Here is a 23,854-nt window from a genome sequence, read left to right as displayed (position 1 = left end):
CAGGAGGACATCACCTTGAATCAGGACAAGAAGACCATCGCTCTCCAGATTCTCGCCGAGATCAGCGGCAAGCCGGTGGCGGAGCTGCGGCCCGAGGACGATCTGGTGGCCCACCTCGGGCTCGATTCCCCGAAGGCGCTGCAGCTGCTGATGACCCTCGAGGAACGTCTCGACATCGAGATCAGCGACGAGCAGGCCGCTGGCCTGAACAGCGTCGGCGAAATCCTGAGCTTCCTCGAAGACTAGGCCGGGCTGTGGTTTCGATGCGGTTCCCTCGACGCTTGGCCCGTCGTCCTTTGGACCGGCGGCAGCCGTGAAAAACGCCCCCGTTCGCCATCGCCTCGAGAGCTTTGTCTATCGCGGCGTCAAGGCCTTCCTCGGCGGTTTGCCACCGCGGCGGGTGCGAGCCTTCGGTCGGCGCTTGGGAAGCTTTGCGGCGCGGCTCCTGCGGTCGCGCCGCCGCCTTGCCGAGGGCAATCTGGCGCTGGCTTTTCCCGAGCTGGCGGAGGAGCGCCGGCGAGAGCTCTCGGCGGAGTGTTTTCGGCACCTCGGGGCGGGGCTCTGCGAATCCCTGGCGGCCGATCGCTGGAGTCTCGAAGAGATCGAGGAACGCTTCGAGGTGGTCGGTTGGGCGCATGCCGAAGCGGCCCTCGCCGCCGGTCGTGATGTGGGTCGCGGCCTCTTCCTGATGACCGGCCATTTCGGTCCCTGGGAGCTCGCCACCCACCTCCTCGGCCTACGCTTCGGAGGTATCGATTTCGTCGCCCGGCCGCCGGACAATCCCTGGATTGCCGCCGACGTTCAGCGCATGCGGGAACGCTCCGACTGTCGCACCATCCTGAAGCGAGGCGCCGCCTTCGGCATGATGAAGGCGATCCGGCGAGGGCGAGCGGTGGGCTTTTTGATCGACCAGAGGGTGCCCTCGAAGGATGGCATCCTGGTGCCTTTCTTCGGCCACGATGCCTGGACCAGCCCGGCGTTGGCTCACCTCTCGTTGCGCACCGGGGCTGCGGTGCTGCCGCTGTTCTGCCATCCGGTGGCGCCGGATCGCTATCGCCTGGAGTTCAAGGAGCCGTTGTTCCCGCCGCAGGAAGCCCCGAGCGAGACCCTGGTGGCCGAGCTGACGACCCGCTATGCGGCCATCGTCGAGGACGAGGTCAGGCGCCACCCGGCTCTCTGGCTCTGGCTGCATCGGCGCTGGAAGCGCTGAGTGGCGGCATAGAATTCTCGCGCCGTCGGGAATCGGCATCGGAAGGGGAGACATGCGCGACGTCAGACCGGAAATGGACCGCTGGCTGGCCGCCGAAGGCCGCCTGGCGCGGGCGATGGTGACTTCAGTGTGGGGCTCGGCACCGCGCCCGCCGGGCGGCAAGATGGTGGTGGCGCCGAGCGGTGCCTTGGCGGGCTCGGTGAGCGGCGGCTGCGTTGAAGGGGCGGTGGTCGAAGCGGCCCACGAAGTGCTTGCCGGAGGGCCGCCGCGGCTGCTCGAGTTCGGAGTCGCCGACGAGGATGCCTGGGCCGTCGGCTTGAGCTGCGGTGGCCGAATCGAAGTCTTCGTCGAAGCGATCGCCGCCGAGGACGAGATCGACCGCCAGCTGTCCGCGGCCCTGGCCGAAGATCGCCTGGTGGCCGAGGCGACGGTCCTGTCCGGTCCCGGTGTCGGCCGGAAGCTGGTCCTCGATGGGGCAGGTCCGCTGGCCGGCGGGTTGGACGACGGTCCTGCCGAGGCCGAAGCCGGGGTCCTGGCGCGGCGAGCGTTCGCGACCTTCGACAGCCAGCGGGGGGCCTGCGGCGATCGCCTGCTGTTCGTCGATGTCCATCCCCCGCGGCCCGAGCTCATCTTGGTGGGAGCGGTGCATGTCGCGGTCCACCTGGTGGCCTTCGCCAAGGCCCTGGGCTTTCGCACCGTCGTGATCGACCCCCGCTCCGCCTTCGCGACGGCGGAGCGCTTCGGCCACGCCGATGAGCTGGTGGTGGCGCCGCCGGGGCGCGCTCTGGTCGACCGTCGGCTGGGCCCTGGCACCTATCTCGCCGTGCTCAGTCACGACCCCAAGATCGATCTTCCGGCGCTCGCGGTCGCGCTGCGCGGCGAGCTGCGCTATCTGGGGGCTCTAGGGTCCCGCAAGACCCATCGCAAGCGCCTGGCGGCGTTGGCGGAGAAGGGCTTCGGAAGCGAGGAAACGGCGACCATCCGCGCTCCCATTGGGCTCGATCTCGGGGGCCGCCGGCCGGAAGAGATCGCCGTCGCGATTCTCGCCGAGATGGTGGCGGCGAGCCACGGGAGGCTGACGCCATCGCGCTGAGGACGGCGATCGCCGGAGTCCTGCTGGCGGCTGGTCGTTCCCGTCGCTTCGGCGGCCCCCTCCCGAAGCAGCTCTTCGAGGTCGAGGGCGTGCCGATGGTGCGCCGGGCCGCCCTCAGGGTCCTCGAGGTGGACCTGGCGGAGGTCATCGTGGTCGTCGGCCACCACGCCCCGCGGGTGCAGGCGGCGATTGCCGATCTGCCATTGCGGGTCGTTCTCAACCCACGCTACCGGGAGGGTCAGAGCACCTCCGTCCGGGCCGGTCTGGACGCGGTTTCGGCGGTGGTCGACGGCGTCCTCTTCATGCCCTGCGACCAACCGTGGCTGAGTGCCGAGACCCTCAGCCGTTTACTGGTCCGTTTTCGCTCCGGCGATGAGCCCATCGTCGTCGCCGCCGCCGGCGAACGCAGCGGTGCCCCGGCGATCTTTGATCGCTCCCAGTTCGCCGACCTGGCGGCCCTGGTCGGCGATGTCGGGGGACGCCAGTTGGTGCGACGATTTCCGGATCGCGTCGGGCGCTGCGATATCGGCGATCCGCGGGCCCTCGACGACCTCGATCATCGGCCGCCGTAGCGAGCGATCGTCGCCCCGGTCGGCTGCCTGCGGGCACAGCAGATACCCTCTTACGCGTAAAAAGCACCCGGAAACTGGCAGTCCGAAGGAAGTTCTTCGCTTTTCCATCGGCAGCGTTAAGCTAGCCCGAAAGGACGTCTTTTGGAGCGCGCTGCAACGGTACGGAGTCGGCGCCGGACGGGCTCCCGGCGGCTCGGCCCGGTGCCTTCCGAGCGGCGTGAGTCGCGAGTCCGAGGTCCCCTTCCGCAAGGAGAGCTGCCATGGCGCAAGGAAAGCTCACCCAGCTACTGATCGAATGGAGCGATGGTGACCGCAAGGCCCTCGAAGAGCTCATGCCCCTGGTCTATGACCGCCTGCAGGGCATGGCCGACCGCTACCTGCGCAAGGAGCGCTCGAACCACACCCTGGAAGCTCCCGGTCTGGTCAACGAGGCCTTCCTCCGGCTGATCGATCAGGATCGCGTGCGCTGGCGCGACCGGGCCCATTTCTTCGCCATCGCCAGCCAGATGATGCGCCGCATTCTGGTCGACCATGCGCGCCGCCACGGTTCGGCGAAGCGCGGCGCTGCCTTCGATCGTGTGTCCTTGAGCGACAGCGATCCGATTCCGGTGGAGAAGGCGCCGGACCTGGTGGCCCTCGACGACGCCCTCAACACCTTGGCGGAAACCCATCCGGAAGGAGCGCGGGTGGTCGAGCTGCGCTACTTCGGCGGCCTGACCCAGGAGGAGATCTCGGCGGTGATGGGGATCTCGACGGCGACCGTGATTCGACGGTGGCGCACCACCCGCGCCTGGCTTTACCGCTTCCTGGTGCAAGGAGAGACCGATGACCTCTGAACGCTGGCGTCGCATCGAAGAGTTGTTCGAGGGGGCAGCGGCTCTGCCGCGGGCGGAACGTCGTGCCTTCCTGGCGGCCCGGGCCGCCGACGACGAAGACTTGGTGCGGGCCGTCGAGGAGCTTCTGCTGGCCGAAACGGAAGCCGCCGGGTTCCTCGAGCGGCCGGCCCTCGAGGGCGGTCTTCCGAACGGCGAGGAACGTCGGATCGGGGCCTATCGCTTGCTGCGCAAGATCGGCGAGGGTGGCATGAGCACGGTCTTCCTGGCGCGCCGAGACGACGAGCAGTTCCGGCGTCAGGTGGTGCTCAAGGTCGTGCGGCGGGGGATGGAGTCGGTGGAGACGGCCCGCCGCCTGCGCATCGAGCGGCAGATCCTCGCCGGCCTCGATCACCCCAACATCGCCCGCCTGTTCGACGGTGGGATGACCGAGGACGGCCTGCCCTATTTCGTGATGGAGCACATCGACGGTCTCGCCATCGACGAGTACTGCCAGCTGCAGCGGCTCTCCGTCGACGAGCGGCTGCTCCTCTTCCGCAAGGTCTGCTCGGCGGTGCACTACGCCCATCAAAAGCTGATCGTCCACCGCGATCTCAAACCCTCGAATATCTTGGTCGGAGCCGACGGCGAGCCCAAGCTCCTCGACTTCGGAATCGCCAAGCTGCTCGATCCGGAGATTGCCGGCGGCGACTTCGAGGCCACCGCCGCCTGGATGCGCTGGATGACGCCGCACTTCGCCAGTCCGGAGCAGATTCGCGGTTCGATGGTGACCACCGCCAGCGACGTCTACTCCCTCGGCGTGCTGCTCTATCGCCTGCTCACCGGGCGCTACCCGTACGACCTCGATGGGCGTTCTCTACGCGAGGTGGAGAAGATCGTCACCGATGGCCGGATCACCAAACCGAGCACCTCTGTGCGCACCACGCCGGGGGCCGAAATGCCGCCGGTGGAGCGCCTCGACCGCCGCCTCTCGGGAGATCTCGACACCATCGTCCTGAAGGCCCTGCAGCCGGCACCGCAGCGCCGTTACGGCTCGGCGGCGGACTTCGCCGACGATCTGCGGCGGCATCAAGAGGGTTACCCGGTGCGGGCGCGGCCCGACACCTTGGGGTACCGGGCCGCCAAGTTCCTGCGTCGCCACTGGGTGCCGGCCGCCTCCGTGGCGGCGGTGGTGTTGACCCTGGCCGGGAGCACCGTCGGCCTGATCTTCCAGTCCCTGCGGGTGACCCGGGAGCGGGACCAAGCCCGCGCCGCTATCGCCTTCGTCAAGCAAGCCTTCCAGGTCGCCGGCGAGGGCGAAGAGTTGACCGTCCGCCAAGCCGTCGACCGCAGTCTGGCGGCGATGGATCGGGGATTGTCGGATCAGCCCGAGATTCGCGCCACCTTGCTCGACACCACGGGCACCATCTACCTCAATCTGGGGGCATTGCAACAAGCCAGGGGGCAGCTCGAGAAGGCGGTCGAAGCGCGCCGCTCGCTCTACGGCGACGCCAGTCCGGAGGTTGCCGAGAGCCGGGGTACGCTGGCGGTGGCGTTGGCTCGTCTGGGGGAGTTCGAGGCCGGACGCGAGGCCGCTCGCCTGGCGTCGGAGCAAGTGCTCGCGGACCTCGGCGAGGCCCATCCTCTGCGCGTCAAGACTCTCAACGATTTCGTGACGGTGCTTTGCTGGGAAGGGGACTACGCCACCGCCGAGCCGCTCTCGCTCCAGGCCCTGGAGGAAGCCCGCCGGCAAGCCCCGGAGCAAGCGGAGGTGGCGCGGGCGCTGTCGAATCGGGCCTTTCTGGAGAACCGTGGCGGCGACTTCGCGGCGGCCACCGACCTCTATCGGGAAGCCCTCGAACGGCGCCGTCAGGCGGTCGGCGACCTCCATCCGGAGGTGGCGGAGCTGCTCAACAACCTCGCCCTGGCCCTCAAGCAGCAAGACCGGCTGGCCGAAGCGGAGGAGATGTACCGTCAGACTCTGTCCACTCAAGGGCGTCTCTACGGCGAGGACAACCCCAACGTTGCCCTCACCGAGAACAACCTCGCCACCTTGTTGCGCCGCCGTGGGCTCCTCGAGGAGGCCGAGGCGTCCTACCGCTCGTCTCTCGGCAAGGTCGAGCGCAGCCTGGGGAAGAGCCACTACGGTGCCTTGGTGGTCTCGACCGGGTTGGCCTTGACCCTGACCGAGGCGGGGCGGCCCGAGGAAGCGGAAACGCTGTTGTTGGCCGGCCTACCGAGCTGGAGGGAGCGGCTCGACGGTAGCTGGATGATCGCCTATGCCGAGGGGGCCCTCGGCTGGTCCCTCGCTGCCCAAGGACGCCTCGAGCGAGCCGAGGCCCTGCTCGGTACCAGCTACCGGGCGATCGCCGAGGCCCAGGGGCCGGACAACCAGCGCACCCGCGATGCCTACGACCGCTTGCGCCGCTTCTACGAGCGGGTCGGTCGACCGGCCGAAGTCGAGCGTTGGAAGCCCGAGGACTGAGCGGCGACTCGTTCCAGAGCTGACCTTCTCATCAGCCTGTCTGCGCTTCCTGCAGGGCCTCTCTGCCTTCCGGCAGCAGGTGATGGCCTCCGATCGCCGCGATGGGAAGACCCTCGTTTCGAGCCTGTTCTCAGCCGACCGCCGGCCATTTCTGGGCCGGTGAGCCGATAAATTTCTCCCCCGGTGATTGGATCATGCCGTTGTTTGCGCGTAGAAAAGTAGATCTGTATCCGCAACTCGTTGGATGTGGAGCCCCGGAGCCGAAGCGAACCTCCGAGGGCTTCGACGAATTCTGCAAGGAGGCATTCGTCATGGGTCGAAGTGCGCGCATTTTCCGAATCGTCGTGTGGTCCGGAATCCTGTCGGTGTTGCTGCTCGCCGTCGTCGGGGCCACCATCAATGGCAGCCAGGAAGAGGCCGGGGCGTGGACCAAGAGTCCTCAGAACGACTGCACAGCGGGGCTGGTCTGTGCCGAGTGGGACGTGATGGGAGAGTTCGTCGAAAGCGACAGCGGCTTGATCTGTTGTGTCAGTCCCTCGGTGATCGAGAACTCACACGCCACCGTCTCCGAATGCGAATGGTTCCGCCAGCACCAGCACTGACGAAGGCCTGAGCGCTTCCCCCCGGTGAGCCTGCCGCCGGCCTGTGCTACGGTGAGGCGGCATGCTCCCGGAGCTCCTCAGCCAGCCCGAATTCTGGAAGTTCGCGAGCATTCCCTTGGTGGCTGGCGTGGTCGGTTGGGCGACCAACTGGCTGGCCATCAAGCTGACCTTCGTACCCCTCGAGTTCCGCGGCATTCGGCCGATCTTCGGCTGGCAGGGCATCATCCCCTCGAAGGCCGCGAAGATGGCCGCGACCTTCGCCGAAAAGACCATGTTCCGGCTCGGCACCCTGTCCGAGCTGTTCGAGCAGATGGAGCCGGAGCGCATCTCCCGCCACGTCGCCCGCTCCGTCGATCGTCATCTTCCCGCCTGGACCGACGAGGTCATGTACTGGAGCGGTCATGGCGCGACCTGGCGCATGGTGCCGGCCGTCGTCAAGGAGCAGATTTACCTGCGGGCGCGCGAAGAGATGCCGCCTCTGGTCGAGAATCTGGTGACCGATGTCGGCCGCAATATCGAAGATCTGATCGACTTCAAGCACATGTTGGTCGAACGGCTGAGCGGTGACAAGGAGCTGCTCAATCGCCTGTTCATCGAGTCCGGCCACAAGGAGTTTCGCTTTCTGGTGCGCTCCGGTTTCTACTTCGGGTTCGCCTTTGGGCTGGTGCAGCTCCTGGTCTGGATCTTCTACCGCGAGTGGTGGGTGCTGCCGGTTTTCGGCTTGATCGTCGGCTGGGCGACCAACTGGATCGCTCTCAACTTGATCTTCCGGCCGCTGCATCCGCGGCGCTTCGGGCCCTGGACCCTCCACGGTCTCTTTCTGCGCCGTCAGCAGGAGGTGGCGGCGGTGTGGTGCCACCTGGTGACCCGCGAGATCGTCACCGTCCGCCGCATCATTCGCGCCATCCTGCGGGGACCGCGTTCGGCGCGAGCCCGGGTTTTGATCCAGAAGCACATGAAGCCCCTCGCCGACGCCACCCTCGGGGCGCTGCTCCCGGCGGCCCAGGTCACCGTCGGGCCGGAGGGCTACGCCGAGATTCGGCGCGCCATCGGGGACAAGGCGGTCGAGGTCTCCGGTGAGCCCTTTGATCACTGGGGCTTCATCGAAGAGCGCGCGGTGGTGGTGGAGGAGATGCTCCGCCAGCGCATGGAGTCCCTGCCCTCGGAGGAGTTCCAGGACCTGCTCCGCCCCTGTTTTCAGGAGGATGAGTTCAAGCTCATCCTTACCGGTGCGGTCCTGGGCCTGCTCGCCGGTGTGGCGCAGCTCTTCCTGGTCTTCGGTGGTGCTGGCCTCTGACGGTGGTTCTGCGGCGGCCAGAGCTCAGCGCATATGGCGCCGCTGCGGGTGGCGAAAGACCTCGCCGAGGCGGGGTGGCGGATCGACCGCGGGCTCGACCTCGATGGCCGGCTCCGGAACCGGAGCCGGCAGAGAGGCGCTGACCAGCGAGTACGCCAGAAGCAAAGCGACGAGGGTCAGCAATAAGATCTTCATTATTATTCTGTAATGTCTATTTATTTATATCATAGAGATTCCGAGCTGCTACCATCCTGGCCTTCGAGAGGAGGCTTGATGAAGGCGTTGAGAACCCCTGACGAACGCTTCGAGAACCTACCGGGTTACTCGTTCGCGCCCCACTATGCGGAGCTCGGCTCGGGCCTCCGCATGCACTATGTCGACGAGGGGCCGGCGGATGCTGCTCCCGTACTGCTGCTCCATGGCGAGCCGTCCTGGAGCTACCTCTATCGCAAGATGGTGCCGCCCTTGGCGGCCGCGGGGCATCGGGTGGTGGCGCCGGATTTGATCGGGTTCGGGCGCTCGGACAAGCCGACGGAGCGCTCCGACTACACCTATCAGAGCCATCTCGCCTGGCTGCGCGAGCTGCTCTTCGAGAGCCTCGATCTGTCGGCGATCACTCTGTTTTGCCAGGACTGGGGCGGTCTCCTCGGGCTCCGGCTGGTGGCCGAGGCGGGGGAGCGCTTCGCCCGCGTGGTGGTCTCGAACACCGGCTTGCCGATCGGCAGCAAGACCCGCAACGAAGCCTTCGATGCCTGGCAGCGCTATTCGCAGGAAGTACCGGTCTTTCCGGCCGGCCGAATCATCCAGGGAGCGACGGTCCAGGAGCTGCCGCCGGAGGTCGTGGCGGCCTACGATGCTCCCTTTCCGGACGAGAGCTTCAAGGCCGGAGCGCGCCAGTTCCCGATGCTGGTGCCACTACAGGACGAAGAGCCCGAAGCCCTCGCCAATCTCGCCGCATGGCACCAGCTGACCGCTTGGGAAAAGCCGCTACTGACCGCCTTTGGCGACAGCGACCCGATCTTCTCTGGCGGCGAGCGCATCTTCGAGACCAAAGTACCGGGCGCCCACGGCCAGGCCCATCGCCGCCTCGCCGGCGGCGGCCACTTCATTCAGGAAGACTGCGGTGAAGAGCTCGCCCAGATGGTGATCGACTTCGCTGCGGGCTCCTGAGCAGGTCGCTGCGCGACTTCCGAGCCTCACTCCACGGCGCCGCCGTCCTCGGGGGTTCGGATGCGGGCCCAGAGGACGGCGTCGAGGACTTCGCCGTCTTTGAAGATGGCGCGCCGGAGACGGCCTTCGAGGTGATAGCCGGCCTTCTCGAGCACCCGACCGGAGGCCGGGTTGGTGGCAAAGACGGTGGCCTGGAGGCGCTCGAAATCGAAGTTGGCGAAGGCATAGTCGGTGAAGGCGACGACGGCCGCCGTCGCCAGGCCGCGACCCCAGTGAGCCTCGGCGATCCAGTAGCCGACCTCGGCGGTACGCCGATAGACGTCGGTGAAGGGCTCGAGCCCGACGCTGCCGACGGCTTCACCCCGGTACTCGATGGCGAGGTTGGTCGGCCGCTCGATGCCTTGCTGGCTGTCGATCCAGGCCTTGGCCTCGGCGGGACCGTAGGGGTTGGGGAAGCGGTCGAGGAGATGGCGCCAGATGCGACGGTTGTTGGCGTAGCGCACCAGGGACGCTTCGTCGCCACGGCGCCAGCGGCGGAGCAGGCCAGGCTCGGCGGCGATCTCCACCCGTCGACCTCAGCGGCGGTGGCCGATCAGCACCGGTTGAAAGAAGGCTCCGTCGACCCGCTCGATGCCCTCGAAGCCGGCGCCCTCCATCAGCGCCATCAGCCGGGGAATGGTGATGGCGTGATAGCGCGCTCGACCGACGATGGTCTGGCAGTCTCGGCCGCCGGCGTCCTCCACCCGGTAGAGGCTCATCTCGTAGATCGCGCCATCGAACTTCCAGATCTGGAACAGGACTTGCCGCTTGCCGTCGACTTCGCGGACGCCGTGAGGCTCGAAGTGAATGCCCTCGGTGGGAAGCTGGGCGTAGTCGCGCACCGAGATCAGGCAGCCGCCACCGGGATTGGCGCAGCGGTAGAACTGCTCGAAAGTACGGCCGATCTCGGCCTCGTCGAGCAGGTGGGTGACGGCGTTGTCGCAAGCCATCACCAGGTCGTGGGGCTGCCGATGGGTGTCCGCCAGGTGGCGCATGTCGGCGACCGCGAAGTCGATCTCGAGGAGGCGTTCCTGGGCCTCCTGGCGAGCCCGCTCGACGGCCTGTGGGGAGAGGTCCGACGCGGTGACCCGGTAGCCGGCCTTGGCGAGGGCAAGGGACTGGGTGCCAATACCGCAGGCGGCGTCCAGCACGCTGGTGATGCGGTCTCCCCATTTGGCTCTCAGGATGCGCTGCAGGGCCTGTCCCTGGCGTTCGAGACTGCCCTCCCAGTCACCGTAGACGAGGTGGTAGTGGGACGCCAGCCGGTCGTAGAAGTCGCGGGTCGAGAGGGAATCGGTCACGGGGGAGGAGGGGTTCCTTCGTCCGCCCTATCTTGTCAGATTCGGGCCGCGACGGCGACTGGTGGGTCTGCGCTAAAGGCTAGATATGATTAAAGTTATCGCGAAATATCTGTGCCGGCGGGCTCGACTCGACGGAGCCTCTTGACGAGCACGAGCTGGTTGCCGGTGGCATCGCTGGAAACCTCGACCTCGTCCATCAAGCGGTGGATCAGGAAGAGGCCGCGGCCGCGCTCCGGCAGATTCTCGATGTCTTCGGGATCGACCTCGAGCTCCTGGGGAACCTGCCGGGCTTCCGCCGGCATCGGGCGACCGCGATCGCGAATGCAGATGCGCAGCTCTTCCGGGCCGGCCTCGACATCGACACAGACCCGGTGACCGGCCTCACCGCCGTAGGCGTGGACGACCGCGTTGGTCACCGCTTCGACAGTGCACAACTCGACCTCGAAGCGCTGCATCTCGTTCATGCCGACATAGTTGCAAATGTGGTTGACGGACGCTGCGAGGAGCGGAATGTTGTCGAGCTGGCTTTCGATCAAGAGCTCGATGCGGCGCAGCGGCGGGCTCATGGAGCGGGCTCCTGGGCGCTGCGTCGCTCGACCGCCAGCAGGGTCAGATCGTCGCGGGCCGGCTGACCGGCGGCGAAGCGATCGACTTCCGAGAGGATCGATTCACAGAGCGTGTCGAGGGGCTCCCTTTGCTGATCGCGGACTAGCTGCTGCAGGCGGTCGTTGCCGAATAGCTGGCCGTCCGGCGCCGAGCGCTCGATCAGCCCGTCGGTGTAGAGGACGATGCGGTCGCCCGGAGCCAGGGAGCTGCTGCCCTCGTCGAAGTCGAGGAACTCGCCGAGGCCGATGAAGGGACCCCCGGCCTCGAGCAACTCGAGCCGACCGTCGCGGCGCTGGATCAAGGGGGCCGGATGGCCGGCGCTGCTGTAGGTGAGGTTGCCGGTGGTGGTGTCGAGCACCAGGTAGCTGATGGTGAAGTGTTTGTCGAAGCGCTCGAGGGGGTAGTCGTGGTCGAGGGCGCGCAACAGGTCGGCTGGCTGCGCGAGGGGCAGGCGCCGTCCACTTTCGCCGGGGCCGCGGGCGAGGCTCTGGTCAATCGAGAAGGCGACCAGAGCCGCCGGCACGCCGTGACCGCTGACGTCGGCGACGTAGAGGGCCACCCGCGAATCGTCGAGGGGCAGGACATTGAGCAGGTCGCCGCCGATGCGTTCGCTGGGTCGGAATCGCCAGGCCACCTCCAGGCTCGGGAGCTGCAGGCTCTTCTCCGGCAGCAGACTCTGCAGAATTGTACCGGCGGCCTCGAGGTCTTCCTCCAAGAGCTGCTGTTTGGCGTGCAGCTCGGAATTGGCCCGCTCCAGCGCTCCGGTGACCCGGCGCAGCTCGACGTGGGTGCGCACTCGCGCCACCACTTCGGCGTTGTTGAAGGGCTTGGTGATGTAGTCGGCGGCACCGAGCTCGAAGCCCAGCACCTTGCTGTCGAGCTCGTCGATGGCGGTGAGAAAGATGACCGGCGTGTGGCGGGTCGCCGGTGCCGCCTTGAGACTGCGGCAGACCTCGTAGCCGTCCACTCCGGGCATCATGATGTCGAGGAGGACGAGATCCGGCTGCAGCTCGCGGGCCAGGCTCAACGCGGCGGCGCCATCGGCCGCTTCGATGACCTCGAAACCGGCTCGCACCAGGAAGCCGCGCAGCAGGCGGCGATTCACCGAGACGTCCTCGGCGATCAGGACGCGGCCTGCTGCGGGTGGGCTCATGATGGCGGTGGAAAGTCTTGTATCATCTCTTGAGATCGTAAATGAAGGAGTAGGGATGCAGCAAGGCGAACAGTCGAAGATTCTCAGTCGCGACCGGCTCGAGGAGATTCGCGACGCCGGCGGTGAGGAGCTCCTCGAGGAGGTGCTGTTCGAGTACCGGAGCGATCTCGACCGTCTGCCGACGGCCATGGCCGCGGCCTGGCGGGCGGGCGACGGAGGCGAGCTGCGACGCCTCGCCCACGGTCTCAAAGGGGCGAGCGCGAATCTCGGGGCCGAAGCGCTCGCCGCCCATTGCGCGGCGATCGAGCGTTCGGCCCAGGCGGGAGGCCCCTACCTGGAGATTCTAGTGACCGATCTCACTCCCCAGGTCGAGGCCCTGTTGCCGCATCTGGCCTTCTACCTCGATCCTTCCGGCTCGAGGTAGATCAGCCGGCTCGAGCCTTCGAGGCCGATCAGCAGGCCCGGCGGTCCGCTGCCGGTCTCCGCCGAGAGGGCGAGGGTTCCGGCCGCCGAGATCTCACCGTCGGCGCCGTCGGAGCCCACCGTGACGCTGGCCTCGATCTCCTCGAGGGCCTCTCCCAGGGGGTAGCTCCAGGTCGCCTCGCGCTCGAACAGCCGCTTACCCTTCGGGCCCGGCCGCACGCCGGCGTAGAGATCGACTCGATCGCTCCCCAGGACCACCAGGTCGAGCTCGCCGTCCGCCGTGTAGTCGCGTTCGTAGGACCAGGCGAGGGCCGTGATGTCGAAGCTCGAGCGCTGACGCCGAGGCGCGAAGCGTCCGCCGCCCCGGCCCGGATGACCATCGACCAGCAACTCGTCGCCGTCGAGCCCTTTGAGGTGAAAGAGCATCAGGTCGCGGCGCTCGTCGCCGTCGAGATCGATCAGGCGTGCCTCGCAGGGCTGCCAGCGGTGGCTCTTGGTCTCGATTTCGAAGCGCGGGCCCTGACCGGCGCGGGTGCGATCCTCGCCGAGGGTGAAGACGCTGACCTTCTGCTGGTCGAAAATGCCGAACTTGTCGCCGCGATAGGAGGTCACCAACAGCATCGGCTGCCCATCGAGCAAGTCGTAGCTCGCTGTTTCGATAGCGGTTGCGGTGGGAAATCGCGACCAGGCGTCGACCGGCTCGCCGCCGGTCTGCGAGATCAGGCGGCTTCGCAAGCGGGTGGTGCCGTGGGTCTCCGGTCCGGCGACCCAGCCGTAGCCGTCGAGACGATGCACCGGGGGTGAGGTGATGGTGAGGCCCGAAGGGGTGCGGCGCACCTTGGTCGGCAGCGGCACGACGCGACGGCCGGCGGCAGAGCGGAACTCGAGACGACCACTGCTGGGGAGGGCGAGTGAGAGATCATCGCCCGGCGATCCGAGGAGGTCGCGGGCCCGCAGGTTGCGCAGGCTGAGACCCGGGCTCGCCAGCCAGCTCTCGGGCTGGCGGTCGGGCCGTCGCCATGGGCCCAGGGACACGATGCCGCCGGTGGAACCGAGCAACAGCTCGAGCTCGCCGTCACCGTCGAGATCCTTGAGGGCGAGGGAATCGCTCTCCTCAGGCAGGTCTTCCCGCAGGACCTCGAGACCGGCCCTCGCCGGCTCGAAACGCACCAGTTGGGTGGTCGGCGCGTCCGGCCGATGGACCAGCAGGAGCCAGCTCGAAGCCTCGGCGAGGGAGGCGCGAATCTCGCCCGGAAGCGCTGCCTTGAGCACTCGCAAGCCGGGCTTCGTGACCTCTTCGACGGCGATCTCCGTGGCCTGCGCCAGCGGTGCCGCCAGGGCCAGGAGGATCGCCAGCAATGGTAGGCGGCGCCTCATCGCTGCCCCCGGCTGAGGTAGAGATCGAGGCGAATCGGTGGTGTCACTCCGGCCTCGGCCGCCTTCCCGGGGTGCATCACGGCGAGGTCCGAGCGCTGGTCGCCATCGAGGTCGAGGATGCGCACCAGGCGAAGGTTCTTGGGCGCCTCGGCGAGGCGCAGGGTGAGATCCGGGCGAGTCGGGTAGCGACAGCCGTCCTGGCCGAGGTGGATGCTGACATTGCGCCCGCGCCCCATCTGGACGAAGTCGGCACGGCCGTCGCCGTCGAAGTCACCGGCGAACTGGGAAAGGCGACCGAGCCGCAAATCGTTGAGGTCGAGGCGGAACTTGCCCGACAGGTCGAGACCCTCGACGCGCTCGAAGGAGCCGTTCTCCCGCTGGCACCAGAGGTGAAAATCCATCCCGACGGAGAGGCTCTTGGTGGCCAGGATGCGCACCACCTGCAGCATCGAGAAGTCGATGGTGAGGGTGATCAGATCGCGCCGGCCGTCGCCGTCGATGTCCTGGAAGCCGCCGGGGAGGGGGAAGTCGTCGTCGTTGCCGAAGGCGTAGCCCTCAGCGGCGAGCTCGAGGTAGGGCTGCGGTCGACGCGCCAGGCCGTCGTTGCTGCGGTGCAGGCGAACCAAGATCGGAGGGCGCTTGGCGTCACGCATCTCCTGACGCATGCCGGCATCCTCTTCGGCGAGGTTCTCTTCGGTGATGTACTCGGCTCGACCGTCGCCGTCGATGTCGCCGAAGAAGACCGTCGCTTTTTCCTCGCCGGTGGACTCGAAGGGGCCGAGGGCGGCGGCGAAGGTGCCATCGCCACGGTTGGGGAGCACGAACAGGCGTTTCCAGGGTTTTTCCGGCGCCAGCAGAAGCAGGTCCGGGGCGCCGTCGCCGGTCAGATCCTCGACCTTGGGGAGCGGAAAATGGTGCTGGAGCAGAGCCTCGTGGTCGCGATCCCAGGCCGGCAGCGGGGCGCGCTGGGAAGGTTGCGGCGGAAGCTGGCCCTGGTCGTCCGCGAGGTAGATGGCGAAGCCGGCCGCCGTCGGCAGGATGAGGTCCTTCTGAGAGTTGCCGTCGAGATCCCACAGCAGCTCGAGGTCCGGCAGGAAGGCTCCGGTTCCGGCGATCACCGGCGGTTCGGCGATGACCGCCGTGAGCACGATCGCGTCGCCCTCGATGGTGATCTCGGAAACGCCTTCGTCGGTCAGCGCGAGCAGCGGCGTGGCGTCCGGGCCGGCGGCCAGGGTGAGCACCTCCGGCGGCAGATCGAGGGGCTCGGCGGCGGCCTCGTAGCGACCCGTCGGGGCACCGCGGAAAATCCACAGGGCGCGCTGGTCGAGCAGCGCCGGAACCACCGTCATGACCTCGACCAGGCCGTCGACCTCGTCGAGCTCGACCGATTCGGAGATTCCGATGCGGTCCCAGCGGGTGGAGGCCACCAGGATGGCGAGGTCTTGCCAGCCGTCGCCGTCGAGGTCGCTGGCCACCATCGCCACCGGTGGTCCTGGAAGGTCGATGCGGGTGGGCTGGAGTCGGAGCTTGGTGGCGCTGCCGGGAGTCGCTCCCAGCAGGCACAGGGTGAGAAGAAACACGGCTACCTTGGGCATCGCAGCTTTGCCTCGTCAGGTCGTCCTGCCGTCATGTTTCGTGATCGCTGGGTGGAGCCTGTCGGCTCTCCCGCGGGAAGACACGCTTCCCACCTTGCGATGTTACAGCCTGAGCATAAAATGTCGCGGTTCTGGAGAAGATCATGAGTGACGAATCCCTGTTGATGATTCCCGGTCCCGTGGAGATCTCGCCGGCGGTGCAGGCGGCCTTTTCGGTGCCTCCGCCGAGTCACACCGCGCCCGATCTGATCGCGGCCTTCGGCTCCGCCCTCGAGCGCATGCGGGCGGTCTGGAAGGCACCCGCCGGTCAACCCTTCATCGTTGCCGGCAGCGGCACCCTGGCGATGGAGATGGCGGCCGCCAACCTGGTGGCGGCGGGAGACCGGGTGCTGGTTCTGAAGACCGGCTACTTTTCCGACCGCATGGCGGAGATGCTGCGCCGCCTGGGGGCCGACCTGGTCGAGGTCGAAGCCGAGATCGGCGATGCTCCGGATCCCGAGAAGGTGCGCCAGGCCCTCGGCCTGTATGGCGGCGTGCGAGCCGTCTTCGCCACCCATGTCGATACTTCCACCGGCGTGCGGCTCGATCCGGCGCCGATCGCCCGCCTGGCCCGCGAGCGCCGGATCCTGTCCGTCTTCGATGGCGTTTGCGCCACCGCCGGCGAGGAGTTCGACATGCAAGGGTGGGGTGTCGACGTCTATCTCACCGGTTCTCAAAAGGCTCTGGCTGTGCCCGCCGGCCTGGCCCTGATGGTGGTCAGTGACCGAGCCCTGGAGGCCCGTCGGCGACTGCCCGGACCGCCGCCCTTGAGTCTCGACTGGGATGCCTGGCTGCCGATCATGAAGGCCTATGAGGAGGGGCGGCCGAGTTACTTCTCGACCCCCGCCACCAACCTGGTCTTGGCCCTCGACGCCGCCCTCGGCGAAATTCTCGAGCGTGGGCTCGACGAGACCGTGGACCGCCACCGGCAGGTCGCCGAAGGGATGCGGGCGGCCTGGGCCGAGCTCGCCCTGGAGGCGATTCCGGTGCGTCCCGAGCTCGCCGCCAACACCCTGAGCGCCCTGCGTTTTCCGTCCGGCGTCGATGGCAAGCTGATCGCCGCCATCGCCGAGCGCGGAGTGGTGGTGGCCGGAGGCCTCCATCCGGCGATTCGCCAGAGCTACTTCCGGGTCGGCCACCTCGGCCACTGTGTCGGACAAGGGGAGTGGCTCGAACGCACGGTCCGGGCGGTGGGGGAGGCTCTCGCCGACCTCGGCCACGAGGGCGATCCGGAGGCCGCCGTCGCGGCCTTGAGCCGCGAGATCGGATAGACCCTCAGGGCAGGCGCCGGATTCGCCGGATCGCGACCTTTTCGTCGAGCATCTGCTGGCGGGCCGGCCGTTGCTGGATGGTGCGCAGCACGGCGAGGCCGGAAACCACTTGGCCGAAGGCCGCAAAGCCCTGGCCGTCGGGGTTGCGCCGGCCTGCGAAGTCGAGCTCCGGCTGATCACCGAGGCAGAAGAAGAACTCCGAAGAGGCGCTGCCGGGCTCGTTGCGAGCCATCGAGAGGGTGCCATCGAGATGGCGGAGGCCGGTCGCCTCGGTGGTCTCGTGGGCGATTGCCGGCAGGCTGCTGGGGTGGGGATCGAATCCCAATCCGCCCTGCACCACCTCGATGCGGATGTCGTTGTTGGGCTGATTGTCGGGGGTCACGACGCGATAGAAGTGGGCGTCGGCGAAACGCCCTTCGTCGACGTAGCGCAGGAAATTGCCGGCGGTCACCGGTGCCGCGGCGAGGTCGATCTCGACGTCGATGGTTCCCAAGGAGGTCTCGAAACGGACCCGCGGCAGGTCGGCCTCGGGAGCTGCCGTCGCGCAGCCGAGGGCGAGGGCCAGCGCCAGGACGAGGCCGGTGAGCCGGTGCCGGGGTGCGGTCGCTGCGGGGCGGGGGTCGGCGGGACAGGGGGCGCCGGGACGGGGGGCGCCGGTGTAGGGGTCGAGGGTCATGGTCGGTCTCCGAGCTGATGGGAGGTCGGCTGCCAGATCAGGTCGCGAGTGATCTCGGCGACCTCGCGACAGCCGCACAGGGCCATCGCCACGTCGAGCTCCTGGCGCAGCAAGGCGAGAACCGCGGCAACTCCTGGCGAGCCGCCCGTCGCCAGTCCCCACAGCACTGGCCGTCCCACCAGGACAGCGCGGGCTCCGAGGGCGATGGCCTTGAGCACGTCGGTACCGCGGCGGACGCCGCCATCGATCAGGACTTCCACCTCCGGGTGGTCGGTCGCGACGCCGTCGACGATTTCCGGCAGCACCTCGATGGGGGCCGGCGCGGTGTCGAGCTGACGTCCACCATGGTTCGACACCACGATGCCCGCGACGCCGGCGCGGGCGGCGCGCAGGGCGTCGTCGGGGCGCACGATGCCCTTGATCAGGAGCGGCAGGTCGGTCACCGAGCGCAGCCAGTCGAGGTCTTCCCAGGACAGCGAGGGGTCGTGCAGGTCGGCGACGTAGGCGGCCAGGCCCGAGTCGTCGGCACTCGCCGCGACCTCGCCGTAACCGGCGGCCGAGAGGTTGCTGACGGCGAGGCCCGGCGGCAGCCGGAAGCGATTGCGCACGTCGCGCTCGCGGCGCCCGAGAACCGGCGCGTCGACGGTCAGCACGATGGCGCGGCAGCCGGCGTCCTGGACCCGCTCCAGCAGCGCCTCGGTGGCGCCGCGGTCCTTGTAGACGTAGAGCTGGAACCAGACCGGTCCGCGGCTGGCGGCGACCACCTCTTCGACCGGCGAGTTCGACAGGGTGCTGAGGATCATCACCGTGCCGGCCTCGCCGGCGGCGCGGGCGGTGGCGCGCTCGGCCTCCGGATGGGCGAGGCCGTGGAAGGCCGTCGGAGCGACCGCGATGGGCATCGCGACGGGCTCCCCGAGGAGGGTGGTGGCGGGGTCCCGCCGCGACACGTCCACCAGCACCCGGTAGGCGAGGGAGAGCTTCTCGTAGGCGCGGTGATTGGCGCGCAGGGTGAGCTCGTCGTTGGCGCCGCTGGCGTAGTAGTCGTAGGCCATCCGGTCGAGGGCCTCGCGGGCCGCCGCCTCGAGGTCGAAGAGATTGATCGCGGATTCCATCGCCGGGGAGCCGGTTGTCGAACCGTGGTCAGGCGAGCTGTTCAGCCTTGGCGGCCCACACGAAGTCGCTTTCCGTCAGACCGTCGATCTTGTGGGTCCAGATAGTGATCTTCACCCGCCCCCAGGTGAGCAGTATCTCGGGATGGTGATCCTGCTCCTCGGCGAGCTCGCCGATGCGGTTGGTGAAGTCGAGGGCGCCACGGAAGTCGGGGAAGCGAAACTCCTTCTCGAGGTGGTGCTCATCCACCAGGTGCCAGTCGGCGCCCAGGCGTCGATGGAGATCGGCGAGCTCTTCGCCGGCCAGCGGCGGCACTCCGCCGCGGCAGGGGACACAGTTCTTGGAGGCCAGGTCGGTCACGGTTCGTTGCTCCTCGGGTGGTGCGCTGGATCAATCGGCGCCGGTGGGCTTGCTGAGAAGGTCGGGGCGCGTGTTTCGAGAGCTCGAGGATAGCAGCCCGGGTGGCCTCAAGAGGGGCGGGGGAGGTCGGCGAAACGCAGCTGCGAGGCGCGCGGCCGATCGAGAATCTCGAGGCCGCAATCGCGCTCCAGGCGGCCCAGCAATTCATCGTCGAGGGGCTCTTCGCGGCCGCGGCGCCAGGCCTTGCGCTCGCCGGTGGGGCCGAACAGGGCCAAGCCCTCGGCGGCACTGGGATCGTGACGCAGATGAAAGATGACGCCCTCGAAGGTCGCTCGATGGAGACGTCGGGCCCAGCGCTGCGGCAGGTCGTAGGGCACCAGGCTGCCGATCTCTCCGGTGATCCCGAAGGCGGCGGCGCGGCGGGCGACGAGGTCCGCCAGGCGGCGTTTGGCAGGCAGCCTGAGGCGGCGTAGCCGGCGGGCGTCGAAGAACTCGCGGCAGACACCGCCGCCGAGACGATTGGGGCCGATGACCTCGAGCAGCGCCGCGATCTCGTCACTCGCCAGGTAGCAGGTCCCGTGGGGTTTGGGGAGATCGAACCGCCCTGCCATGGAGCTGCCGAACCACCACGGGCCTCGGCCTCGCCGGACGACCCGAAAGAGCTGACGCTCGAGGCCGAGGGAGCGGGCCGGAAAAGCCTGCAGGCGTTCGGCTCGCGGTGGCGACGCGAGGGTCGGGCGTCGGCGACGGCGCGACATGAAGGCAGGGGAAGTTGATCGGGGAAAGCTACTGGGCGAAGCGGCGCGCCGTGTCGCGGGCCAGGGCGATCACCGGCTCGGGATCCTCTCCCCGGCGCAGCCAGTCGATCGGCGACCGGCGACCGAGGCTGTGCTGCGGCGCTACCAGCCATCCGGCCAGGGTCCACTCGTCGACGAGATCCGCCGGAAAGCAGCGCAGCACCGCCGGCAGACCCTCGAGAACGCGCTGCTCGTCGTCGAGCTGAAAGGTCGGGAAGACGACCACTCCGTCGGCCGTGCGCAGGCCGAGGAGGGTGCGCCGCTGACGGCGGTCGGCGACCGCCTGTCGGCTGATGCCGCCGAACAGCTCGGAGATCTGGCGGGTGGTGTAGAAGGGGCCCAGCAGATCGTCCCAGCGCGAGGGCTCCGGCACCGACTGCAGCATGCGCCGGGCAATGTCCTCCGCCGGGCCGATCTCGTGCAGGGAGTGACCGCTGCGGTCGTAGGCCGCCAGACGCTCTTCGAGACCCTCCCGCAGGTAATGGGTCAGGCGCTCCAGATAGTGACGAGCAGGGGTGGGGTTCGGGCCGGCCATGGAGGCAGGATAGAGCCTGTCCAAAGCCTTGTCAAGGTCGTCAAGTGCAAGGTTGTCAAGGGGGGCCTTCCGGAGCGTGGTCAAGGAGCCCGAATTGGTGTACTCTTCGCCAGGTGCGGCGGTTCCGTCGTCATCTTCCAAGGAGGCAGGAGAGACCCAATGAAGACCCTCAAGAGCTATGTCTACGGGGCCTGGCACGAGGCCGAGTCGGGCTTCGCTTCGCTCGTCGATCCTTCGACCGAGGAAGTGATCGCTCGCGCCTCGAGTGACGGAGTCGACTTCGCCCGGGTGCTGGACCACGCTCGCGATGTCGGCGGGCCTGCCCTGCGCGCCTTGACCTTCGCCGAGCGAGGAGCCCTGCTCAAGGCGATTTCGAAGCTGCTGCGTGAGCACCGGGACGAGCTCCTCGATCTTTCCCGGCAGTGCAACGGCACCACCGGCGGTGACGGATCCTTCGACGTCGACGGGGCCGGCGGTACCCTCGCCTACTACGCCTTCGTCGGCAAGAAGCTCGGGCCGCGTCGCTTCCTGGCGGAGGGCGATGGCATCCAGCTCTCCCGCGGCGAGGGCTTCTGGGGCCAGCACGTCCTGGTGCCGCGGCACGGTGTGGCGGTGCACATCAATGCCTTCAACTTTCCGGCCTGGGGATTGGCCGAGAAGGCCGCCTGCGCGCTCCTCGCGGGCATGCCCGTGATCACCAAGCCGGCGACGGCGACGTCCCTGGTGGCGGCTCGCATGGTCGAGCTGATCATCGCCGCGGATCTGCTGCCGGAGGGCTCCCTGCAGCTCATCTGCGGTCGCACCGGCGATCTGCTCGATCGCTTGGGGGCGCAGGATGTGCTGGCCTTCACGGGCTCCGCCGACACCGCCTTGGCGCTGCGCGATCGCGACAATCTGCGCCGTACCAACACCCGCATCAACGTCGAAGCGGACAGCCTCAACGCCGCCGTGCTGGCGCCCGACTTCGAGGCCGAGACCTTTCGTCTGTTCATCAAGGACACAACTCGTGAGATGACCCAGAAGGCGGGGCAGAAGTGCACCGCCGTGCGCCGCATCATGGTTCCCGAGGCAGAGCTGGAGACGGTTCGGGAAGCCCTCGCGGAGCGCCTCTCGAAGGTGGTCACCGGGGACCCCGCGGCAGACGGCGTGAGGATGGGGCCGTTGGCGACGGCGAGTCAGCTCGCCGACGCCGAGGAGGGGGTAGCGGAGCTGGTCGCGGCCGGCGCCGAAGTTCTCTTCGGCAGCGGCCGGCGCGTCGACGGTGAAGGTGCGCCGGCCGGCCGCGGCTTCTTTTTCGCGCCGACCCTGCTACAGGCCTCGGCGGCGGCGATAGCGGTGCATCAGCGCGAAGTCTTCGCCCCGGTGGCGACGGTGATTCCCTATGACGGCCGGGCGGCTTCGGCGGCCGCCCTGGTGGCCCTTGGCGGCGGCACCTTGGTGACCTCCGTCTATGGCGACGATCGCCAGTGGGTGGCGGAGTTCCTCGCCGACGGGGCTTGCACCACCGGTCGGGTCTATCTCGGCTCCCAGGCGGCGGCGGAGGAGGCGCCGGGCTCCGGCGTGGCCTTGCCCCAGACCCTCCATGGCGGCCCTGGCCGGGCCGGTGGGGGAGAGGAGCTGGGCGGCGAGGTGGGCCTCGGCATCTATCTCCAGCGCGTCGCCCTGCAGGGCAGTCGGCAGCAGGTCGAGGCCCTCGCCGGCGTTGCCGAGTAGGCGGCGCCCTGACGAGAGTTCGACCGCAGCCCGGTCTTGAGGTATCGTGGGTGCGCAAAGACGACACGAGGAGATGATGGATCGCGAGATCGAACGTCTCGAACACCAGATCCTGGAACTCAAGAAGCGCCTCGCGGAGCTGCGCCGCGAGCGCCCACCCACGCCGGTCCGAGATTACGAGTTGGTGACCTCGGAGGGTGGATCGGTGCGCCTGTCGGAGCTCTTCGGTACGCACTCCGAGCTGGTGGTGGTGCACAACATGGGGCGCGGCTGCAGCTACTGCACGCTGTGGGCCGACGGGTTCAACGGCGTCTTCGATCACCTCGAGAACCGGGCGCCCTTCGTGGTCGCGTCGCCGGATTCGCCGGCAGAGCAGTCCGCCTTGGCGACGGCGCGCGGTTGGCGATTCCCCATGGTCTCGACCCGCGATTCGGAATTCACCCAGGAGATGGGCTTCGGGGAAGAGGGCGCCTGGTTGCCGGGCGCTTCCTTCTTCCGCCGTGGCGAGGCCGGCATCGAACGAACCGGTTGGACTTCCTTCGGTCCCGGGGACGATTTTTGCAGTCCATGGCATTTGTTCGAATTGCTTCCGGACGGCGTCGCCGGCTGGGAGCCGAAGATGAAATATTGACCGAGGCTCCGGTCGCAGGGGCGCCCCGCGGGTGGGCGTCGCCGACTTCGGTGCCGGTCATGACACTCAGTTCGAGGAGGAAGCATGCTCAGCCGATATCCACAGGAGGCGGCTCTGAGGGATGGCCGCCGTGTCCTGCTCCGACCCTTCACGGAGAAGGACACGGATGCCCTCTACGAGTTTTTCCGCACCCTGCCGGAGGACACCCGCCGGTTCGCCTGGGACCGTATCGATGATCGTGGCTTGGTCGAAGCCTGGGGGCGGAACCTCGACTACGGCAAGGCCTTTCCGCTGCTCGTCATCGACGGCGGCAACGTCGTCGCCGATGCCACCCTGCACCGCCGTGCCGGTGGACCGCTGCGTCTCGTCGGCCGCATCAAGTGGCTGATCGATCCGGACTATCGCAAGATGGGACTGGGTTCCCTGCTGGTCAACCACTTCATCGACATCGCCCGGGCCAACGGCCTGCGTCACCTCACCTGCATGTTGATCTCGGACCTCGAGGACGACGCCGTCAAGGTGCTCAAGGGCCTCGGCTTCAAGCCGACCGAGTTCCCCGGCTACGGTACCGACCCGGACGGTCAGGCGCACGACATGACCAAGATGGTCCTCGCGCTCTAGCAGGTTGCTGAAAAAGCCGCGTGGCGGCTTATTCAGCACCTGCTGTTTGTTTCAGGGGGGCTAAAAGGCGCCCCCCTCAGGCGCGCGCGCATGTCGCGCGCCTTCACCCCCGTCCTCGGCGCCAAAGGCGCCGCCACGCCCGCTGGGCGCGGGGGGCCCCCCGGGCCGGGAGTCCACGCACCAGAACTATTTAAGCAGCCAGCTAGCAGGCGGGTGAAATAGTCCGCTTCGCGACTTGTTCAGAGCCTGCTGTCTCTTTCAGGGGGGCCCGGCCAGCAGTGGCTAGAGGCTCCCCCCTCGGGCCTGCGCGGCCCGCCAGCGCGCCCATGTCGTGCGGCCTCATCCCAAGTTGGACCGTCGGGCCCG

Annotated in this window: 26 protein-coding genes; 14 read left to right on the top strand and 12 right to left on the bottom strand. The window is 68.0% G+C overall.

Annotated elements, in window-relative coordinates:
* Window positions 1–15: 15 nt before the first annotated feature.
* The 8 genes from AAF604_18275 (at window position 16) to AAF604_18240 (ending at window position 8,071) form a co-directional block, all read left to right on the top strand.
* The gene (locus AAF604_18275; GenBank protein ID MEM7051621.1) at window positions 16–246 is read left to right on the top strand and encodes an acyl carrier protein; all 231 of its coding nucleotides are present in this window, start codon (window positions 16–18) and stop codon (window positions 244–246) included.
* Window positions 247–313: 67 nt separating this feature from the next.
* A complete protein-coding gene (locus AAF604_18270) occupies window positions 314–1,210 on the top strand; it encodes a lysophospholipid acyltransferase family protein (GenBank protein ID MEM7051620.1) in 897 nt (298 codons plus the stop codon).
* Between the two features lie 52 nt (window positions 1,211–1,262).
* Window positions 1,263–2,303 carry an XdhC/CoxI family protein gene (locus tag AAF604_18265; GenBank protein ID MEM7051619.1) on the top strand — a complete coding sequence of 347 codons (1,041 nt, stop codon included), beginning with the start codon at window positions 1,263–1,265 and terminating at the stop codon, window positions 2,301–2,303.
* Window positions 2,294–2,875 (top strand): nucleotidyltransferase family protein, encoded by a 582-nt coding sequence (locus tag AAF604_18260; protein ID MEM7051618.1) that lies wholly within the window; start codon window positions 2,294–2,296, stop codon window positions 2,873–2,875. The genes AAF604_18265 and AAF604_18260 overlap by 10 nt, the downstream gene beginning before the upstream one ends.
* A 260-nt stretch (window positions 2,876–3,135) precedes the next feature.
* Window positions 3,136–3,711, top strand: a complete 576-nt coding sequence (locus AAF604_18255) for a sigma-70 family RNA polymerase sigma factor (GenBank protein ID MEM7051617.1) — start codon at window positions 3,136–3,138, stop codon at window positions 3,709–3,711.
* Window positions 3,701–6,172 (top strand): tetratricopeptide repeat protein, encoded by a 2,472-nt coding sequence (locus AAF604_18250; GenBank protein MEM7051616.1) that lies wholly within the window; start codon window positions 3,701–3,703, stop codon window positions 6,170–6,172. The genes AAF604_18255 and AAF604_18250 overlap by 11 nt, the downstream gene beginning before the upstream one ends.
* A 311-nt stretch (window positions 6,173–6,483) precedes the next feature.
* On the top strand, window positions 6,484–6,774 hold the full coding sequence (locus AAF604_18245) for a hypothetical protein (GenBank protein ID MEM7051615.1): 291 nt from the start codon (window positions 6,484–6,486) through the stop codon (window positions 6,772–6,774).
* A gap of 61 nt (window positions 6,775–6,835) precedes the next feature.
* On the top strand, window positions 6,836–8,071 hold the full coding sequence (locus tag AAF604_18240; GenBank protein ID MEM7051614.1) for a hypothetical protein: 1,236 nt from the start codon (window positions 6,836–6,838) through the stop codon (window positions 8,069–8,071).
* A 24-nt stretch (window positions 8,072–8,095) separates the two neighbouring features.
* Here AAF604_18240 and AAF604_18235 read toward each other — a convergent pair whose 3' ends face one another.
* Entirely contained in the window at window positions 8,096–8,266 is a 171-nt protein-coding gene (locus AAF604_18235; GenBank protein ID MEM7051613.1) for a hypothetical protein, read from the bottom strand.
* A 78-nt stretch (window positions 8,267–8,344) separates the two neighbouring features.
* On the opposite strand from AAF604_18235, the gene AAF604_18230 reads away from it, so the two are divergent.
* Complete coding sequence (locus tag AAF604_18230; protein MEM7051612.1) at window positions 8,345–9,241, top strand: haloalkane dehalogenase; 897 nt, start codon at window positions 8,345–8,347, stop codon at window positions 9,239–9,241.
* A gap of 26 nt (window positions 9,242–9,267) precedes the next feature.
* Here the strand turns inward: AAF604_18230 and AAF604_18225 are convergent, their stop codons facing one another.
* From AAF604_18225 to AAF604_18210, 4 genes are all read right to left on the bottom strand, one after another.
* Entirely contained in the window at window positions 9,268–9,807 is a 540-nt protein-coding gene (locus AAF604_18225) for a GNAT family N-acetyltransferase (protein MEM7051611.1), read from the bottom strand.
* Window positions 9,808–9,816: 9 nt separating this feature from the next.
* Window positions 9,817–10,581 (bottom strand): class I SAM-dependent methyltransferase, encoded by a 765-nt coding sequence (locus tag AAF604_18220; protein MEM7051610.1) that lies wholly within the window; start codon window positions 10,579–10,581, stop codon window positions 9,817–9,819.
* A gap of 95 nt (window positions 10,582–10,676) precedes the next feature.
* Window positions 10,677–11,147: an ATP-binding protein gene (locus tag AAF604_18215; protein MEM7051609.1), complete on the bottom strand. Its 471-nt coding sequence runs from the start codon at window positions 11,145–11,147 to the stop codon at window positions 10,677–10,679.
* A complete protein-coding gene (locus AAF604_18210) occupies window positions 11,144–12,340 on the bottom strand; it encodes a SpoIIE family protein phosphatase (GenBank protein ID MEM7051608.1) in 1,197 nt (398 codons plus the stop codon). Before AAF604_18210 ends, AAF604_18215 begins: the two co-directional genes overlap by 4 nt.
* 55 nt (window positions 12,341–12,395) lie before the next feature.
* Here AAF604_18210 and AAF604_18205 point away from each other — a divergent pair, with 55 nt between their 5' ends.
* Window positions 12,396–12,764, top strand: coding sequence for an Hpt domain-containing protein (locus tag AAF604_18205; protein ID MEM7051607.1), 369 nt, complete (start codon window positions 12,396–12,398; stop codon window positions 12,762–12,764).
* On the opposite strand, the gene AAF604_18200 is transcribed toward AAF604_18205, so the two are convergent.
* Together AAF604_18200 and AAF604_18195 are read right to left on the bottom strand one after the other, a co-directional pair.
* Window positions 12,737–14,140: a hypothetical protein gene (locus AAF604_18200; GenBank protein ID MEM7051606.1), complete on the bottom strand. Its 1,404-nt coding sequence runs from the start codon at window positions 14,138–14,140 to the stop codon at window positions 12,737–12,739. The genes AAF604_18205 and AAF604_18200 overlap by 28 nt on opposite strands.
* Window positions 14,137–15,735, bottom strand: coding sequence for a VCBS repeat-containing protein (locus AAF604_18195; protein MEM7051605.1), 1,599 nt, complete (start codon window positions 15,733–15,735; stop codon window positions 14,137–14,139). Before AAF604_18195 ends, AAF604_18200 begins: the two co-directional genes overlap by 4 nt.
* 143 nt (window positions 15,736–15,878) lie before the next feature.
* On the opposite strand from AAF604_18195, the gene AAF604_18190 reads away from it, so the two are divergent.
* The gene (locus tag AAF604_18190) at window positions 15,879–17,045 is read left to right on the top strand and encodes an alanine--glyoxylate aminotransferase family protein (protein MEM7051604.1); all 1,167 of its coding nucleotides are present in this window, start codon (window positions 15,879–15,881) and stop codon (window positions 17,043–17,045) included.
* Window positions 17,046–17,049: 4 nt separating this feature from the next.
* On the opposite strand, the gene AAF604_18185 is transcribed toward AAF604_18190, so the two are convergent.
* From AAF604_18185 to AAF604_18165, 5 genes are all read right to left on the bottom strand, one after another.
* Complete coding sequence (locus tag AAF604_18185; GenBank protein MEM7051603.1) at window positions 17,050–17,721, bottom strand: peptidylprolyl isomerase; 672 nt, start codon at window positions 17,719–17,721, stop codon at window positions 17,050–17,052.
* Complete coding sequence (locus AAF604_18180; protein ID MEM7051602.1) at window positions 17,718–18,833, bottom strand: alpha-hydroxy acid oxidase; 1,116 nt, start codon at window positions 18,831–18,833, stop codon at window positions 17,718–17,720. The genes AAF604_18185 and AAF604_18180 overlap by 4 nt, the downstream gene beginning before the upstream one ends.
* A gap of 28 nt (window positions 18,834–18,861) precedes the next feature.
* Entirely contained in the window at window positions 18,862–19,191 is a 330-nt protein-coding gene (locus AAF604_18175; protein ID MEM7051601.1) for a 4a-hydroxytetrahydrobiopterin dehydratase, read from the bottom strand.
* Window positions 19,192–19,298: 107 nt separating this feature from the next.
* A complete protein-coding gene (locus tag AAF604_18170; protein ID MEM7051600.1) occupies window positions 19,299–19,949 on the bottom strand; it encodes an RES domain-containing protein in 651 nt (216 codons plus the stop codon).
* Window positions 19,950–19,977: 28 nt separating this feature from the next.
* The gene (locus tag AAF604_18165) at window positions 19,978–20,523 is read right to left on the bottom strand and encodes a hypothetical protein (GenBank protein ID MEM7051599.1); all 546 of its coding nucleotides are present in this window, start codon (window positions 20,521–20,523) and stop codon (window positions 19,978–19,980) included.
* 159 nt (window positions 20,524–20,682) lie between these two features.
* On the opposite strand from AAF604_18165, the gene AAF604_18160 reads away from it, so the two are divergent.
* The 3 genes from AAF604_18160 (at window position 20,683) to AAF604_18150 (ending at window position 23,488) form a co-directional block, all read left to right on the top strand.
* The gene (locus AAF604_18160; GenBank protein MEM7051598.1) at window positions 20,683–22,236 is read left to right on the top strand and encodes a 3,4-dehydroadipyl-CoA semialdehyde dehydrogenase; all 1,554 of its coding nucleotides are present in this window, start codon (window positions 20,683–20,685) and stop codon (window positions 22,234–22,236) included.
* A 76-nt stretch (window positions 22,237–22,312) separates the two neighbouring features.
* The gene (locus AAF604_18155) at window positions 22,313–22,867 is read left to right on the top strand and encodes a DUF899 family protein (protein MEM7051597.1); all 555 of its coding nucleotides are present in this window, start codon (window positions 22,313–22,315) and stop codon (window positions 22,865–22,867) included.
* An 84-nt stretch (window positions 22,868–22,951) separates the two neighbouring features.
* On the top strand, window positions 22,952–23,488 hold the full coding sequence (locus tag AAF604_18150) for a GNAT family N-acetyltransferase (protein ID MEM7051596.1): 537 nt from the start codon (window positions 22,952–22,954) through the stop codon (window positions 23,486–23,488).
* Window positions 23,489–23,854 lie beyond the last annotated feature (366 nt).

The organism is Acidobacteriota bacterium, from assembly GCA_039028635.1.
Taxonomy (GTDB): Bacteria; Acidobacteriota; Thermoanaerobaculia; order Multivoradales; family JBCCEF01; genus JBCCEF01.
This window is presented reverse-complemented; position numbering and strand designations above follow the sequence as displayed.

Excerpts from the sequence above, each read along its gene's own strand:
- AAF604_18250 (MEM7051616.1), top strand. The coding sequence starts at position 3,701 with ATGACCTCTGAACGCTGGCGTCGCATCGAAGAGTTGTTCGAGGGGGCA.
- AAF604_18255 (MEM7051617.1), top strand. The coding sequence starts at position 3,136 with ATGGCGCAAGGAAAGCTCACCCAGCTACTGATCGAATGGAGCGATGGT.
- AAF604_18200 (MEM7051606.1), bottom strand. The coding sequence starts at position 14,140 with ATGAGGCGCCGCCTACCATTGCTGGCGATCCTCCTGGCCCTGGCGGCA.
- AAF604_18195 (MEM7051605.1), bottom strand. The coding sequence starts at position 15,735 with ATGCCCAAGGTAGCCGTGTTTCTTCTCACCCTGTGCCTGCTGGGAGCG.
- AAF604_18160 (MEM7051598.1), top strand. The coding sequence starts at position 20,683 with ATGAAGACCCTCAAGAGCTATGTCTACGGGGCCTGGCACGAGGCCGAG.
- AAF604_18190 (MEM7051604.1), top strand. The coding sequence starts at position 15,879 with ATGAGTGACGAATCCCTGTTGATGATTCCCGGTCCCGTGGAGATCTCG.
- AAF604_18205 (MEM7051607.1), top strand. The coding sequence starts at position 12,396 with ATGCAGCAAGGCGAACAGTCGAAGATTCTCAGTCGCGACCGGCTCGAG.
- AAF604_18155 (MEM7051597.1), top strand. The coding sequence starts at position 22,313 with ATGGATCGCGAGATCGAACGTCTCGAACACCAGATCCTGGAACTCAAG.
- AAF604_18185 (MEM7051603.1), bottom strand. The coding sequence starts at position 17,721 with ATGACCCTCGACCCCTACACCGGCGCCCCCCGTCCCGGCGCCCCCTGT.
- AAF604_18245 (MEM7051615.1), top strand. The coding sequence starts at position 6,484 with ATGGGTCGAAGTGCGCGCATTTTCCGAATCGTCGTGTGGTCCGGAATC.
- AAF604_18240 (MEM7051614.1), top strand. The coding sequence starts at position 6,836 with ATGCTCCCGGAGCTCCTCAGCCAGCCCGAATTCTGGAAGTTCGCGAGC.
- AAF604_18150 (MEM7051596.1), top strand. The coding sequence starts at position 22,952 with ATGCTCAGCCGATATCCACAGGAGGCGGCTCTGAGGGATGGCCGCCGT.
- AAF604_18210 (MEM7051608.1), bottom strand. The coding sequence starts at position 12,340 with ATGAGCCCACCCGCAGCAGGCCGCGTCCTGATCGCCGAGGACGTCTCG.
- AAF604_18235 (MEM7051613.1), bottom strand. The coding sequence starts at position 8,266 with ATGAAGATCTTATTGCTGACCCTCGTCGCTTTGCTTCTGGCGTACTCG.
- AAF604_18165 (MEM7051599.1), bottom strand. The coding sequence starts at position 20,523 with ATGGCCGGCCCGAACCCCACCCCTGCTCGTCACTATCTGGAGCGCCTG.
- AAF604_18180 (MEM7051602.1), bottom strand. The coding sequence starts at position 18,833 with ATGGAATCCGCGATCAATCTCTTCGACCTCGAGGCGGCGGCCCGCGAG.
- AAF604_18170 (MEM7051600.1), bottom strand. The coding sequence starts at position 19,949 with ATGTCGCGCCGTCGCCGACGCCCGACCCTCGCGTCGCCACCGCGAGCC.
- AAF604_18265 (MEM7051619.1), top strand. The coding sequence starts at position 1,263 with ATGCGCGACGTCAGACCGGAAATGGACCGCTGGCTGGCCGCCGAAGGC.
- AAF604_18215 (MEM7051609.1), bottom strand. The coding sequence starts at position 11,147 with ATGAGCCCGCCGCTGCGCCGCATCGAGCTCTTGATCGAAAGCCAGCTC.
- AAF604_18230 (MEM7051612.1), top strand. The coding sequence starts at position 8,345 with ATGAAGGCGTTGAGAACCCCTGACGAACGCTTCGAGAACCTACCGGGT.